Source organism: Rhodococcus sp. 05-340-2 (assembly GCF_002258915.1).
Taxonomy (GTDB): Bacteria; Actinomycetota; Actinomycetes; order Mycobacteriales; family Mycobacteriaceae; genus Rhodococcoides.
Window position 1 is genome coordinate 279,388 of sequence record NZ_NOYU01000027.1, and the last position, 13,796, is coordinate 293,183.

Annotated in this window: 11 protein-coding genes; 8 read left to right on the plus strand and 3 right to left on the minus strand. The window is 65.9% G+C overall.

Annotated elements, in window-relative coordinates; all coding sequences use genetic code 11:
- The first annotated feature begins 99 nt into the window (after window positions 1–99).
- Both CH271_RS16325 and CH271_RS16330 read left to right on the plus strand, forming a co-directional pair.
- Window positions 100–936, plus strand: coding sequence for a GNAT family N-acetyltransferase (locus CH271_RS16325; protein ID WP_037189622.1), 837 nt, complete (start codon window positions 100–102; stop codon window positions 934–936).
- 82 nt (window positions 937–1,018) lie between these two features.
- Window positions 1,019–2,833: a penicillin-binding transpeptidase domain-containing protein gene (locus CH271_RS16330; RefSeq protein WP_179274651.1), complete on the plus strand. Its 1,815-nt coding sequence runs from the start codon at window positions 1,019–1,021 to the stop codon at window positions 2,831–2,833.
- A gap of 21 nt (window positions 2,834–2,854) precedes the next feature.
- Here the strand turns inward: CH271_RS16330 and CH271_RS16335 are convergent, their stop codons facing one another.
- Complete coding sequence (locus CH271_RS16335) at window positions 2,855–3,727, minus strand: helix-turn-helix transcriptional regulator (RefSeq protein ID WP_037189617.1); 873 nt, start codon at window positions 3,725–3,727, stop codon at window positions 2,855–2,857.
- Window positions 3,728–3,865: 138 nt separating this feature from the next.
- Here CH271_RS16335 and map point away from each other — a divergent pair, with 138 nt between their 5' ends.
- The 3 genes from map to CH271_RS16350 all read left to right on the plus strand — a co-directional run bounded on the left by map (window position 3,866) and on the right by CH271_RS16350 (window position 6,975).
- A complete protein-coding gene (map, locus tag CH271_RS16340) occupies window positions 3,866–4,741 on the plus strand; it encodes a type I methionyl aminopeptidase (RefSeq protein ID WP_052047578.1) in 876 nt (291 codons plus the stop codon).
- A 34-nt stretch (window positions 4,742–4,775) separates the two neighbouring features.
- A complete protein-coding gene (locus CH271_RS16345; RefSeq protein WP_094634224.1) occupies window positions 4,776–6,311 on the plus strand; it encodes a cobyric acid synthase in 1,536 nt (511 codons plus the stop codon).
- 97 nt (window positions 6,312–6,408) lie between these two features.
- The gene (locus CH271_RS16350) at window positions 6,409–6,975 is read left to right on the plus strand and encodes an alpha/beta fold hydrolase (protein ID WP_094634225.1); all 567 of its coding nucleotides are present in this window, start codon (window positions 6,409–6,411) and stop codon (window positions 6,973–6,975) included.
- Between the two features lie 6 nt (window positions 6,976–6,981).
- Here CH271_RS16350 and mtr read toward each other — a convergent pair whose 3' ends face one another.
- The gene (gene mtr, locus CH271_RS16355) at window positions 6,982–8,367 is read right to left on the minus strand and encodes a mycothione reductase (protein WP_037189611.1); all 1,386 of its coding nucleotides are present in this window, start codon (window positions 8,365–8,367) and stop codon (window positions 6,982–6,984) included.
- Window positions 8,364–9,404, minus strand: a complete 1,041-nt coding sequence (locus CH271_RS16360) for an alpha/beta hydrolase (protein WP_179274652.1) — start codon at window positions 9,402–9,404, stop codon at window positions 8,364–8,366. Before CH271_RS16360 ends, mtr begins: the two co-directional genes overlap by 4 nt.
- A gap of 191 nt (window positions 9,405–9,595) precedes the next feature.
- On the opposite strand from CH271_RS16360, the gene mqo reads away from it, so the two are divergent.
- The 3 genes from mqo (at window position 9,596) to CH271_RS16375 (ending at window position 13,787) form a co-directional block, all read left to right on the plus strand.
- Entirely contained in the window at window positions 9,596–11,116 is a 1,521-nt protein-coding gene (gene mqo / locus CH271_RS16365) for a malate dehydrogenase (quinone) (RefSeq protein ID WP_094634226.1), read from the plus strand.
- A gap of 11 nt (window positions 11,117–11,127) precedes the next feature.
- Complete coding sequence (locus CH271_RS16370; RefSeq protein ID WP_027496727.1) at window positions 11,128–11,604, plus strand: GNAT family N-acetyltransferase; 477 nt, start codon at window positions 11,128–11,130, stop codon at window positions 11,602–11,604.
- Between the two features lie 242 nt (window positions 11,605–11,846).
- Window positions 11,847–13,787, plus strand: a complete 1,941-nt coding sequence (locus CH271_RS16375; RefSeq protein WP_179274653.1) for a magnesium chelatase subunit D family protein — start codon at window positions 11,847–11,849, stop codon at window positions 13,785–13,787.
- The last annotated feature ends 9 nt before the right edge of the window (window positions 13,788–13,796 follow it).

Here is a 13,796-nt window from a genome sequence, read left to right on the forward strand (position 1 = left end):
CCGGTTTGCCGCTCTGCCACCGGCGGAACAGGTTCTCTGGAATGATGCGGTACACGCTCGGTCGGTGTGTATGCGGTAGGTGGGTCAGGAGGTCGGTAGGTGCTCAAGCTCCTCGGTGCGAAGCCTCTCGGTAATCGGGACGTGGCGCACGTCCTGCGGGTGCTCGACGCCGACCCGGTCGCCACCTGCATGGTCGCCGCTCGGGTGCAGGAATCCGGACTGGATCCGAGATCGTTTCACGGTGAGATGTGGAGCCGAGGCGGCCCCGACGAGTCGTTGTGTTTCTACGGAGCCAACCTCGTTCCTCTGCTCGGATCCAGCGACGATCTGCGTTCGTTCGCCGATCGCGCATGCCGCGGACCACGGCTGTGTTCCTCATTGGTCGGTCGAGCCGAACTGACGCTTCCGCTGTGGGAGATGCTCGAGACCGACTGGGGTCCCGCCCGCGAGGTCCGCGGTGAGCAGCCGCTGCTGGCCACGTCCGTTCGGTCGTCCATCACGCCCGATCCACACGTCCGCCTCGTTCGCCCCGAGGAGCTGGACGTGTATCTGACTGCGGCAGTGGCGATGTTCATCGAGGAAGTCGGTGTCGACCCGAGACAGAACGACGGCGGCCGCGGATACCGACGACGGATCTCGAGTCTGATTGCTGCGCAGCGCGCGTGGGCTCGATTCGAGGACGGTCGGGTGGTGTTCAAGGCCGAGATCGGGTCGCAGTCGGCGACGGTGGGACAGATCCAGGGGGTGTGGGTTCACCCCGATCGGCGGGGGCACGGTCTCGGCGCGTCCGGTACCGCCGCGGTGGTGAACTCGGTGGTCCGCCAGGGCCGCACCGCGAGCCTGTACGTCAACAGTTTCAACTACGTCGCCCGACGGGCCTACGCGAAAATCGGCCTGACCCAGGTGGCGACCTTCACGACGGTGCTCCTCGACTAGTTCGAACGTCTCTCGATCGGGTTGTGGCGAACCGCGATTCGTTGCCGCAGCCGGAGGCAGCGCCCTATTACGATGGGGCGCAATGAGATCACGTGGTGCAACCGAAGTGCGGTATCGGGTCGGAGCGGTATCGGTGGTCGCAGCCGTCATTGCTGCCGCCCTCACCGGATGTACCCCCAAGCCCGACGGGCCCGAGCCGGCCGCCCAGGCATTTCTTGCCGCGTTCGAGTCCAACGACATCGCCGCCGCGGCGGCGGACACCGACAAGCCCGACGCGGCGGCCACGGCACTGACCGAGGCGTGGACCAATCTTCAGGCCGAAACCCTGGATGCCGAGACGACGTCGGTGCAGGTCGACGGTGACACCGCCACAGTCGGCTACACCTACACGTGGCGGCTGCCGAAGGATCGCGTGTGGACGTACGACGGTCAGCTGAACATGGGGCGCAGCGAGGGCGAGTGGGTGGTGCGCTGGACGGCGTCGGACATCCATCCCAAGCTCGGCGACACCCAGACGATGTCCCTGCGATCCACGGCGGCTCCGCGCGCACGAGTCAACGAGCGCTCCGGGACCGATGTGTTGGTGCCCGGCGTGGTGCACCGAATCAAGTTCGACGCGGCGAATGCGAACAATGTGGTGGCCTCGGCGACGGCGCTGTCGACGTTGCTGACGCCGTTCGATGCGTCCATCACCGCGCAGTCCATCGTCGAGTCCGCCACCTCGGTCGACGGCGACTACCCGGTGGCGTTGCTTCGAGACAGTGACTACCAGCCGATCTCGGCCGCACTGACCGAGATCCCGGGAGTCACCGCGTCCGACGAATCGGATCTCGTGTCCACCGACCCCACGTTCGCACCGGACCTCGTCGGCCAGGTCAAGAAGGCCGTCATCGACGAGGTCGACGGCAAGGCGGGGTGGAGCGTGGTGACCACGAACCGCAACGGCGTCGACATCGATGTCCTCACCGACACCCCGCCGGAGCCCTCTCCGTCGTTCTCGATCAGTCTCGATCGCAACATTCAGGTCGCGGCTCAGCGAGCGGTGAACGCGCGGACCGAGCAGGCGATGACGGTGGTCATCCAGCCGTCCACCGGTGCCATCCTTGCGGTGGCACAGAATCCGGCTGCCGATCGGGACGGGCCGGTCGCGTCCGCCGGACTCTATCCGCCGGGGTCCACGTTCAAGATCATCACTGCAGGTGCCGCGATCTCCAGCGGACTTGCGACTCCGGGCAGCACCGTCCCGTGTCCGGGTCGCATCGTGATCGGTGAGCGCAGCGTGCCCAACTACAACGAGTTCGCGCTCGGTGACGTGACGATGAGTACTGCGTTCACCCGATCGTGCAACACCTCGTTCGCCAAGCTGGCCAGCGAGATGTCGCCCGACGCGTTGACCGTCGCGGCGTCCCAGTTCGGCGTCGGCCCGGACTACGACGTCGTCGGACTGCCGACCGACTCCGGTTCGGTGCCACCGGCCGAGGAGCTCGTCCAACGCACCGAGGACGGCTTCGGTCAGGGCAGAGTGGTCGTGTCGACGTTCGGTATGGCCCTGGCCGCCGCGACGGTGGCTCATGGCTCGACGCCGGTGCCGAACCTCCTGGTCGGACGCGACACCGTGATCACCGGAGAGCATCCGCCGATCGAGCCTGCGATGGTCGACGGGCTGCGCGGAATGATGCGTTCGGTGGTCACCAGCGGTACGGCCGAGCGCATCGCAGACCAGGGCGAGGTCTACGGCAAGACCGGTGAAGCAGAGGTCGACGGCGGCTCGCACTCGTGGTTCGTCGGCTACCGCGGAGACATTGCGTTCGCCACCCTCGTGGTGCGGGGCGGCAGCTCGGACAACGCCGTTGCGGTGACCCGAGAGATGTTCGAGCAACTGCCGCCCGGGTACTGACCGCGCTGCGGTGTCCCTGGTTCAGGAGGGCAGCACGCCGAGTCGACGGCACGCGACCACGGCTTCGTATCGGGTGTGCGACTCGGTTTTGCGCATCACGCTGCGCAGGTACGACTTGACCGTCTCGGCACCGATCGACAGGCGCGCAGCGACCTCGATGTTGGTGCAGCCCAAGGCAACCTGCGAGATCACGTCGATCTCGCGTGGTGTCAACGACTGCGACACCTCCTGGGCCCGTATGTCGTGGGGTATGTCCTGACCGAACGATGCGGCCACCCGCGCTGCGACTGCGTCGAGTCTGCGCCGGATCGTTGCGTCCCCGATCGACCGGGCGAGATCGGACAGTTCCTCGTGGACGCTGCGCAGTTCGGCCGTACGCGAGACATCCGAGTCGAGCATCGAACGGGTGGTGGCCAGCAGACGGACCCTGCGGTCGACCTCGTCACGTACGGAGATCTCCTGACCGAGGCGCCTGGCGGCGGTCGTCATGATGTCGCCGACACGATCTCCGAGGGGGCCGCGTTCGCGGAGCGCCGCGTACATCACTATTCGCGCGACACCCGCCACGACCACCGGCACCGCCAGTATCGATTTGAGGCCCTCGCCGAGCACCGGGCGATCGAAGTGATGAGTGATAGACATCGAGGCACCGTAATCGCTCACTGCCGCGGGCCTGCGCTGTTCCATGACCCGTCCGCCGAGGCCGGATCTGGGTGGGATGGCGAGTCCGTCCAGGCCCCGGGTTCTGGTCCCGTGGAACTCACTCAGGTGCAGGGTCTCCGACGAGACCTCACCGCCGAACACGACCGGCACGTCGGACATCGCTGCCACCTGGCGCAGTTCGGCGCGCAGAGCATCACCGTCACGGGGCCGCAACAGATTCGAATGGACCACGGTGCTTCCTTTCTCGTGTCGGCTGCACGAGCGACGAACGTGATCCGGATCATATCCACAACGCCGTGCGCTGTTTCGACTGGTACGGGCACTGCGCTGCGGTTCGGAGCCGAATACGAGCCGACTACTGTGGACGCCATGTCTGTGACCGCCGAGAGCAAGCCCCGTCAGCCCCTCGTACCAGGCGTCGTATCGCCCGTCCTCGCGGTACCCAAGTCGATCGAGCGCCCCGAATACGCGTGGAAGTCGACCGTCGCAGAAGGTAGTGAGCCCTGGGTTCAGACCCCCGAGGTCATCGAGAAGATGCGGGTGGCGTCGAAGATCGCGGCCAGGGCGCTGCAGGAAGCGGGCCGGGCAGTGGCACCGGGAGTCACCACCGACGAGCTGGACCGAATTGCCCATGAGTACATGATCGATCACGGCGCTTACCCGTCCACGTTGGGCTACAAGGGCTTTCCGAAGTCCTGCTGCACCTCCCTCAACGAGGTCATCTGCCACGGCATCCCGGATTCCACGGTGATCGAAGACGGTGACATCGTCAACATCGACGTCACCGCGTACATCGACGGCGTCCACGGTGATACCAACGCAACCTTCCTGGCCGGCAACGTCTCCGAGGAAGCGCGCCTGCTGGTCGAGCGCACGCACGAGGCCACCATGCGTGCCATCAAGGCCGTCAAGCCCGGGCGCGCGCTGAACGTGATCGGCCGCGTCATCGAGTCGTATGCGCACCGGTTCGGGTACGGCGTGGTGGAGGATTTCACCGGACACGGCATCGGTACTACCTTTCACAACGGTCTCGTCGTTCTCCACTACGACCAGCCGTCGGTGGACACCGTCATCGAACCGGGAATGACGTTCACGATCGAACCGATGATCAACCTGGGCACGATCAACGCCGAGATGTGGGACGACGGCTGGACGGTGGTCACGCACGACAAGAAGTGGACCGCGCAGTTCGAGCACACGCTCGTGGTGACCGAGACGGGTAGCGAGATTCTGACCCTGCCGTGAGCGGAGCCTGCGGAGTGAACAGAAATACGATGCCGTGAGTCCGAAAGGTGCCCTGCTGGTTGCGGGGACGACGTCGGATGCGGGCAAGAGTGTGTTGGTCGCCGGGCTCTGCCGGATGCTGGCGCGCCGCGGGGTGCGGGTGGCTCCGTTCAAGGCGCAGAACATGTCCAACAATTCGGTGGTCACGCTCGACGGCGGTGAGATCGGGCGGGCGCAGGCGATGCAGGCGGCGGCCTGTGGCCTCGAGCCGAGTGTGCGCTTCAATCCCGTGTTGTTGAAACCGGGAAGTGACCGGACCTCGCAGTTGGTGGTGCGCGGGCGTGCCGTGGCGCAGGTGAGTGCGAGCAACTACATCGAGCATCGGCAGTCGTTGCGCGCTGTGGTGGCAGACGAATTGGCCTCTCTGCGGGCGGAATTCGATGTAGTGATCTGTGAAGGCGCAGGCTCGCCCGCCGAGATCAATCTGCGCGCAACGGACTTGGCCAACATGGGGTTGGCGACGGCGGCGTCTCTTCCGGTGATCGTGGTGGGGGATATCGATCGCGGGGGAGTGCTGGCTCATCTGTTCGGCACCGTTGCGGTGCTGTCTTCGGAGGATCAGGCGCTCGTCGCTGGGTTCGTGATCAACAAGTTCCGCGGTGATCCTGCTCTGCTGGCACCCGGTCTCGAGCAGTTGCGCGCGTTGACGGGACGTCCGACGTACGGTGTCGTTCCGTTCGCGGACGGATTGTGGATGGACGCCGAGGACTCACTCGGAACCGTTCCCGATGCTCCGGTGGGGCGACCGCGTGCACCGCACGGCTCGCAGTGGCTGCGCGTCGCGGCGGTGCGTTTGCCGAGAATCTCCAACACCACCGATGTCGAGGCGTTGGCCTGCGAGCCCGGGGTGTCGGTGCATTGGGTCACCGAGCCGTCCCGGCTCGAGGACGTGGACCTGGTGGTCGTCCCGGGCAGCAAGTCCACCGTGTCTGATCTGGAGTGGTTGCGGCGCAACGGTCTTGCCGATGCGATCGCGGCACGCGGGGCTGCGGGCCTCCCGGTTCTGGGGATCTGCGGTGGCTATCAGATGTTGGGCCGAACGATCGACGACACCGTCGAATCCGGAGCCGGTGCAGTCCGAGGTCTCGGTCTGCTCGATCTCTCGGTCGAGTTCGCGGCCGACAAAGTGCTCGCGCAAGTGGCGGGGCGATCGGTGCAGTTCGGCACGCATTCCGTGTCGGGCTACGAGATTCACCATGGGCGGGTTGTGCGGAACGGCGACGACGCGTTGTCGACCTCCGCGTCGGGTATCTCCGAAGGCAGCCTGCGCGGCAGCGTTCTCGGTACCCACTGGCACGGATTGCTCGAGTCCGACGACTTCCGGCGTTCGTTTCTCACCTGGGTGGCGGAGAAGTCGGGTCGCACGGGATTCGGGGTGGCATCCGACACGTCGGTCGCTGCGATGCGCGAGCAGCAGTTGGACCTGCTGGCGGATCTGGTGGAAGACAACCTCGACGTCGACGCCGTCCTCGATCTCATCGAGCACGGCGTCGATCCGGGCCTCGACACGATTGTCAGCCGCGTGTCGTGAACGGCCGGAGACTCACCGGTATGCCGACCAGGTCTTCGTGAGTCGGTCGGGGGCCTGCTCTTCCTCCGCCTCGACCGCAGGCAGTACCGTCGTCCCCATGGAGTTCACGCATGTGAGTGCTGCGGGTGGGCAATGTTCGGTGCGAGTGGCAGGCCCGGACAGCAGGCACGCCGTTCTCTTGCTTCCCGATGCAGGCGATCCGGTGGATGTGTACGACGCCGTCAGTGAACGGCTGCACAATTCGGATCTGAAAACCGTTGCGCTGGAAAGCATCGACGGCGTCAGCGACGACGCGATCCTCACGGTTCTCGACGAGCTGAAACTGTCGTGGGTGCATCTCGTCGGCAGCGGAGCGGGTGCGGAGTCGGCATGGACGTTGGCTGCCAAGACCTTCGGGCGCTTCGCCAGTCTGATCGCGGTGAACCGTTGTCACCCCGCGATCGCGGACGAGCAGGGCACCGTGCGTGCCGCGGACTGCCCCCCGGTCGAGTTGCCGACGACATTGGTCGTCGGGTCCTCGCTGGGCCGCGCATCCGCCGACGCGAGCGGAAGGTTCGTCTACTCGGACTTCCGGGTGGTCCAACTCGACGGCGGCGCGAATGTCGTCGCCGACGAGCCGGCTGCGCTGGCCACCGAGATCGTGCTCCGCACCAGCCCCTGGTAGTCGGAACTACAGTTCGAGCCCCAGCAGGGCGTTCTCGACCACCTCGGGCAAGCCGGGGTGAATCCAGTACTGGCCACGTGCCATGTCCTGGGCCGACAACCCGAAGCTCATCGCCTGGATGAGGGGCTGAATCAGGGTCGGGGCCTGCGCACCGATGATGTGCGCGCCGAGGATCTTTCCGGTGCCCTTCTCGGCGATGATCTTGCACAGACCTTCGCTGTCCTCCATGGCCCAGCCGTAGGCGACATCTCCGTAGTTCTGGACCTTGACGGTGATGTCCAGGCCGGCGTCGCGGGCTTGCTCTTCGGTCATGCCCACCTCGGCGATCTGGGGATCGGTGAACACCGCCGCGGGAACGAACCGATGGTCGTTCGTTCGTAGGGCCGAGGTATCGCCGTGCCACGCGTCCTGCAGCAGGTTGTACTGGACGACCCGAGCTTCCTGGTTGGCCACGTGCTTGAGCTGGTACGGAGACGACACGTCGCCGAGCGCGAACACACCCTCGGCCGTGGTGCGTCCGAATTCGTCCACCACGATGCGGCCGTCGTCGTCGAGCTCGATGCCTGCGGTACCGAGATCCAGACGGTCACCGTTGGGCTCGCGGCCCACGGCGACGAGGAAGGCGTCGCCGAGAACCTTGGTGCCGTCGGCCAGTTCGACGCCGTGCAGCGCGCCCTCGGACACTGCGCGGGTATCCCCGGAGTCGAGATGGACGTCCCACTTGGCGCGGGCGAGATCGGTGAACCGCTTCGAGATGTCGGCGTCCAATGCGCGGAGCAAGGTGTCCTTGCGAGCGACGAGCGAGACCTTCGAGCCGAGTGCCGAGAACACGTGCGCGAATTCTGCTGCGATGTAACCGGATCCGAGAATCACCAGATGCTCGGGGAGCTCGGGCAGACGCATCACATCGCTGTTGGTGTGGTACGTGACGCCCGAATCGGCGATGGACTGCGGCACCACCGGCCGCGATCCGGCGGCGATGACGACCTGGTCGGCGGTGATGACGGAACCGGTGCCGGTGTCGATGGTGCGTGGGCCGACGAAGGTGGCATGCCCCTCGAACAGGGTGACGTTGGGGCTGCCTTCGGCGCGGTAGCGCTTGCCGCCCTCCGAGATGGGGTCGATGCGGCCGAAGACGCGGTCGACGATGTCGGGCCAGCGCACGCCGTCCACGTGGGCGTCGACGCCGTATTTTGCGGAATCGCGCACCGTGCGAGCGACTTCGGCGGCGTAGACGAACATCTTCGTGGGAATGCAGCCGACGTTGAGGCAGGTGCCGCCGAAGGTGGAATTCTCTTCGAGCAGAGCGATCTTCTTGTCCTCGAAGCGCGAATCGGCGATGGAGTTGCCCGATCCTGAGCCGATGATCGCGATGTCGAAATGCTCGGTCATGAAATGTGCCCGCTCTCGGTATGGTCTTTGCCCGACGCGTGGTCGGTGCTCTCGCTTCGATGCAACCACTCGATCCACTCGTCCATTTCCTCGAACGCCCGCGCGCGTGGATCCTCGGTGGACAGGAAGACGTCGTGCCGGGCTCCCTCGATGGGCACGATCGTGGTGCGGTCGCCCAGGCAGCCGGCCCACCGGGCGATCTGGCGAACGTCGAGTACGGCGTCTGCGGCGTCGACTGCGGAACTGTACCGGCGTGAGAAGTGCGTCACTTTCGAGCGCAGAATCAGTGCCGGGATTCCGATGTCGAGGCCGCGATGGAGTTCGGCATGACCGTGGCGCACGGCGCGGATCCAGCCGAAGGTGATGGGGAAGCCGGCGAGTGGCTTCCAGTCGAGGTCGTAGTCCCATTCGCCGTTCTCGGACGCAGCGAGCGACAGTCCGTAGGTGTCGAGGCCGCCGCCGGGGACCTGTGTCTTGGACCTGAATCGGCCGATGACGTCGATCGCTGCGGTGCCGACGCTGCGAATGGCGGGTGGACCCTGCAGGTCGAACCAGGGGCTGTTGAGGACCACGCCTGCCAGGCCGAGACCGGCCGACCCACCTTCCCGGCGGTTGAGACGGTTGAGCCACAGCGGCAACACGAGACCGCCGGTCGAGTGCGCCATGAGCAGCACCGGGGCACCTGCGCGTTCTGCGCGGACGAGGGCGAGAGCCTCGTTCAGCTCGGTGTCGTACATCGCCAGATCGGTCACGAAGTGCGCGGTCTGACCTTCGCGGCGCGAGCGTCCGCACTTGCGCAGGTCCAGCGCGTAGAACGCGTACCCCTTCGCGGCGAAGTGCTCGGCGATGTGTCGCTGGAAGAAGTAGTCGGTGAAACCGTGGACGTAGATCACCGCGCGCTCGAAGTTCGCGGCGCCCGACGGTTGATATCGCACGAGAGTGGCCTCGACCTGCCCCTCGCCGTCCGGATCGTCACCGAGTGGAATGGTCGTCTGTTCGTAGCCGTCGCCGAGGACATCGGGCACCCAGGTAGTCACAGATCACAACTGTAGTGGGCGCCGCGGACGGCGTCCGAGGAGCACAATCGAGACCGGGTTGACGTGGTGTCCGATGGGGTAGGCCCAGCTAGTAACCTGACCGCATCGGGTGAGTAGCCCTCTACAGCAGAGTTCTCCGGTCGATACCGCCACCGGCCGAGACCTCCACAGACAAGGAAGTCGATTCTCCAGTGTCCAAAGATGAGCAGGGTAAGCGGATCAAGACCGACGTCGTTCTGGTCGGTGCCGGAATCATGAGCGCCACCCTCGGTGCGCTGCTCCGTCAGCTCGAACCGAACTGGTCGATCGACGTCTACGAGCGGCTCGATGCGGCCGCGGCCGAGAGCAGCGACGCGTGGAACAACGCGGGCACCGGCCACTCGGCACTGTGCGAACTGAACTACACGCCGCAGAACAAGGACGGCAGCGTCGATATCGCCAAGGCGCTCAACGTCAACGAGCAGTTCCAGGTCTCGCGTCAGTTCTGGGCACACGGCATCGAGACCGGCGTGCTCTCCGACGCCAAGAACTTCATCAACCCCATTCCGCACGTGAGCTACGTGCACGGGGCCGAGAACGTGAAGTACCTGCGGGCGCGGTACGAAGCGCTCGTGGGCAACCCACTGTTCGCAGGCATGGAGTACATCGACTCCAAGGACGAGTTCTCGGCGCGACTGCCGTTGATGGCCAAGGGCCGTGACTTCTCCGACCCCGTGGCACTGAACTGGAGTCAGGAGGGCACCGACGTCGACTTCGGTGCGCTCACCAAGCAGCTGCTGAACTACCTGTCGTCCGCGGGCGGCACCGTGCACTTCGGACACGATGTGCGCAACATCACCAAACAGTCCGACGGCAGCTGGGACGTCAAGGTTGCCAACCAGCGCACCGGCGTCAAGAAGACCGTCAACGCCAAGTTCGTGTTCGTCGGCGCAGGCGGCGGCGCACTGCACCTGCTGCAGAAGTCGGGGATCGCGGAGATCAAGGGATTCGGCGGCTTCCCGGTCAGCGGCGAGTGGTTGCGGTGCACCGATCCCGCACTGATCGAGCAGCACTCGGCCAAGGTCTACGGCAAGGCATCTGTCGGCGCTCCTCCCATGTCGGTGCCGCACCTCGACACCCGCGTGATCAACGGCCAGCAGGGTCTGTTGTTCGGCCCGTACGCAGGCTGGTCGCCCAAGTTCCTCAAGCAGGGCAAGATCACCGACCTGCCCTCCTCGGTCAAGCCCGGCAACCTGATGTCGATGCTCGGAGTCGGCGTGACCGAGCTCGGACTCGTCAAGTATCTGGTCAGTGAGCTGGCTCAGTCGCAGGCGGATCGTGTCGAGACGCTGCGCGAGTTCGCGCCCTCGGTGCTCGGCGAGAACTGGGAGCTCGTCACCGCGGGTCAGCGCGTCCAGGTGATCCGCAAGAAGGGTCGCGGCGGCGTGCTCGAGTTCGGTACAGCCGTGGTCAATGCTGCGGACGGCACGATCGCAGGTCTGCTCGGTGCCTCTCCCGGCGCATCCACCGCCGTTCCGGCCATGCTGGACGTGCTGCAGCGGTGCTTCGGAGACAAGTACGACGCCTGGCAGCCCAAGCTCAAGGAAATGGTCCCGTCGCTCGGGGTCAAGCTGGCTCAGAACAGCTCGTTGTTCGACGAGGTCTGGGGCTGGACGTCCAAGACTCTGGAACTCGAAAATGCTCGTGAGCTCGCACAGCCCACGGGTGTGTGATAGCAAAAGGTATGAATACGCAAGCAGCAGCTCTCAAACGATCATGGGCACTAGACCTGTCCAACAGCACGTTGTACGACCTGTTGAAGCTGCGTGTCGAGGTGTTCGTGGTCGAGCAGGCGTGTGCGTACCCGGAGTTGGACGGGCGTGACCTGCTGACCGAGACACGGCACTTCTGGCTCGAACGGGACGGCGAAGTGGTGTGCACACTCCGCCTGCTCGAGGAGCACGACGACGGTGAGAAGGCGTTCCGTATCGGCAGGCTCTGCACGCAGCGCTCGGCCAGGGGACAGGGCCACACCACGCGGATTCTGCGAGCCGCGCTTGCCGAGGTCGGTTCGGCTCCGTGTCGGATCAACGCTCAGAGCTACCTCGTCGACATGTACGCCAAGCACGGCTTCCTGCCCGACGGCGAAGAAGTTCTCGAGGACGGCATTCCGCACACGCCGATGCGTCGGGGCGGCGGCACTGCCTGGAGCGAGGCCTGACCTTCCGCAGTACTCGATCGACGAATGCCACACCCGGTCCATACCGTGTGTGGCATTCGTTCGTTCGGCGGTAGTGTTCGGTTCGAAGTCGGTCGCGGAGAAGTCCTGTGTCAATCAGGCGCGGTCCCGCCACTGTGTTCAGGGGATTCTTCGAGCAGAAGATTCCCCTGTCAGCCAGATCGCCGCTCGGCTTCGCGTATCTCGACCGAACGTCCGGCGCGGAACTCCGGGCACGAAGGGAATTGGCTGTGCAGCGAAGTGGGAGTGTTCCCGAACCGGGATATCCGTTCAGTGCGATCGTCGGTCAGGATCAGCTGAGGTTGTCGTTGATCCTGTGTGCCGTGCACCCCGGTATCGGCGGTGTACTGGTGCGAGGGGAAAAGGGCACCGCGAAATCTACGGTGGTGCGTGCCCTCGCGACACTGCTGCCCGCCGTGGAGGACGAGGACGGGTCGCGCCCGGCGAAGCTCGTCGAACTCCCGGTGGGGGCAACCGAGGATCGAGTGGTGGGGTCCATCGACCTCGAGAAGGTTCTGCGCGACGGCGAACGTGCGTTTCAACCCGGTCTTCTCGCCGCTGCGCACCGTGGTGTTCTCTACGTCGACGAAGTGAACCTGCTGCACGATCATCTGGTCGACGTGCTGCTCGACGCGGCCGCGATGGGTCGAGTTCACGTCGAGCGTGACGGTGTATCGCATTCACACCCAGCGCAATTCGTCTTGGTCGGCACGATGAATCCCGAGGAGGGCGAGCTTCGTCCGCAGCTGCTCGACCGGTTCGGTCTCGCAGTGGAGGTGACGGCGTCCCGCGATGTGGACGTCCGCATGAACGTCGTGCGCCGCCGGATGAACTACGAGCGTGATCCGCATGCGTTCGCCGCCCGGTTCCGCGACGACGATATCGCCGTGGCCGAGCAGATTCTGGCCGCCCGGAAAATTCTCGACGACGTGGTGTTGAGCGACAAGGAACTTCGGCGTATCGCTGCGCTTTGTGCGTCGTTCGACGTCGACGGTATGCGCGCCGATCTGGTGCTGGCCCGTACCGCCTCCGCGCACGCCGCGTGGCGGGGCGCGAGCGAGGTGACCGAGGAAGACGTGCGTGTTGCCGCCGAACTGGCTCTGCCGCACCGGCGTCGGCGCGATCCCTTCGACGAGCCGGGCATCGACGACAAGCAGTTGGACGAGGCCATGCGGGACGCGGCCGAGCAGGCCGAGCAACAACCCGACCCGGAGCCCGACCCCGACGGCGGCGGGGGAGCGCCCGATCCCGAGGCTCCCGACGACGCCTCCCAGTCCCCGTCCTCCGACACACAGTCCTCCGATTCGCACGACGAGCCGGCGCAACCACCGCCGTCCTCGGGGACCGGCAGCGAGAAGCAGGCAGGTACTCCAGGAGCGCAGTTCAGAGCGCGATTGCTCGAGGTTCCCGGAGTGGGCGAGGGCGCGCCGGGTCGACGCTCGCGGTCACGGTCCTCGCACGGGCGGTCGGTACGGCCCACCGTCGAGGCAGGTAAGGGTCTGCACCTGGTGGGCACTCTGTTCGCCGCGGCCGAGCAGCAGGTCGTCCGCGGCCGTACCTCCGGCCGGTTGAAGCTCGAGCCTGCGGATCTGCGGGGTGCGATCAAGGAGGGGCGCGAGGGCAACTTGATCGTGTTCGTCGTCGACGCCTCGGGTTCGATGGCTGCGCGAGATCGACTGTCCGCGGTGACCGGTGCGGTGCTGTCGCTGCTGCGCGATGCGTATCAGCGCCGCGACAAGGTCGCCGTGATCACCGTGCGCGGCACGGAAGCCGAGACGGTATTGCCGCCGACGTCCTCGGTTGACGTGGCCGTGACGCGATTGCGGAAGATGAAGACCGGTGGCAGATCGCCACTGGCGCAGGGCTTTCTGCAGGCACGTGAACTCGTTCTGCGAGAGCGTGTTCGGGACCCGCTGCGGCGCGCGCTGGTGGTCGCGCTGACCGACGGACGGGCCACCGGAGGTACCGACCCTGTCGGCCGGGCCCGGATCGCCGCGGGACGCATCGCGTCGGACAAGATCGCCTCCGTCGTCGTCGACTGCGAATCGGGAGTGGTCCGCCTCGGACTCGCTGCCGACTTCGCGGCGTGCCTCGGCGGCGGTTACGTGGCCCTCGCGGATCTGTCGGCGGAGCAGGTCGCCGCCGTCGTTCGCGCAGCGGCGTAGGGGGTACGC

Excerpts from the sequence above, each read along its gene's own strand:
- CH271_RS16330 (WP_179274651.1), top strand. The coding sequence starts at position 1,019 with ATGAGATCACGTGGTGCAACCGAAGTGCGGTATCGGGTCGGAGCGGTA.
- map (WP_052047578.1), top strand. The coding sequence starts at position 3,866 with ATGTCTGTGACCGCCGAGAGCAAGCCCCGTCAGCCCCTCGTACCAGGC.
- CH271_RS16350 (WP_094634225.1), top strand. The coding sequence starts at position 6,409 with ATGGAGTTCACGCATGTGAGTGCTGCGGGTGGGCAATGTTCGGTGCGA.
- mtr (WP_037189611.1), bottom strand. The coding sequence starts at position 8,367 with ATGACCGAGCATTTCGACATCGCGATCATCGGCTCAGGATCGGGCAAC.
- CH271_RS16370 (WP_027496727.1), top strand. The coding sequence starts at position 11,128 with ATGAATACGCAAGCAGCAGCTCTCAAACGATCATGGGCACTAGACCTG.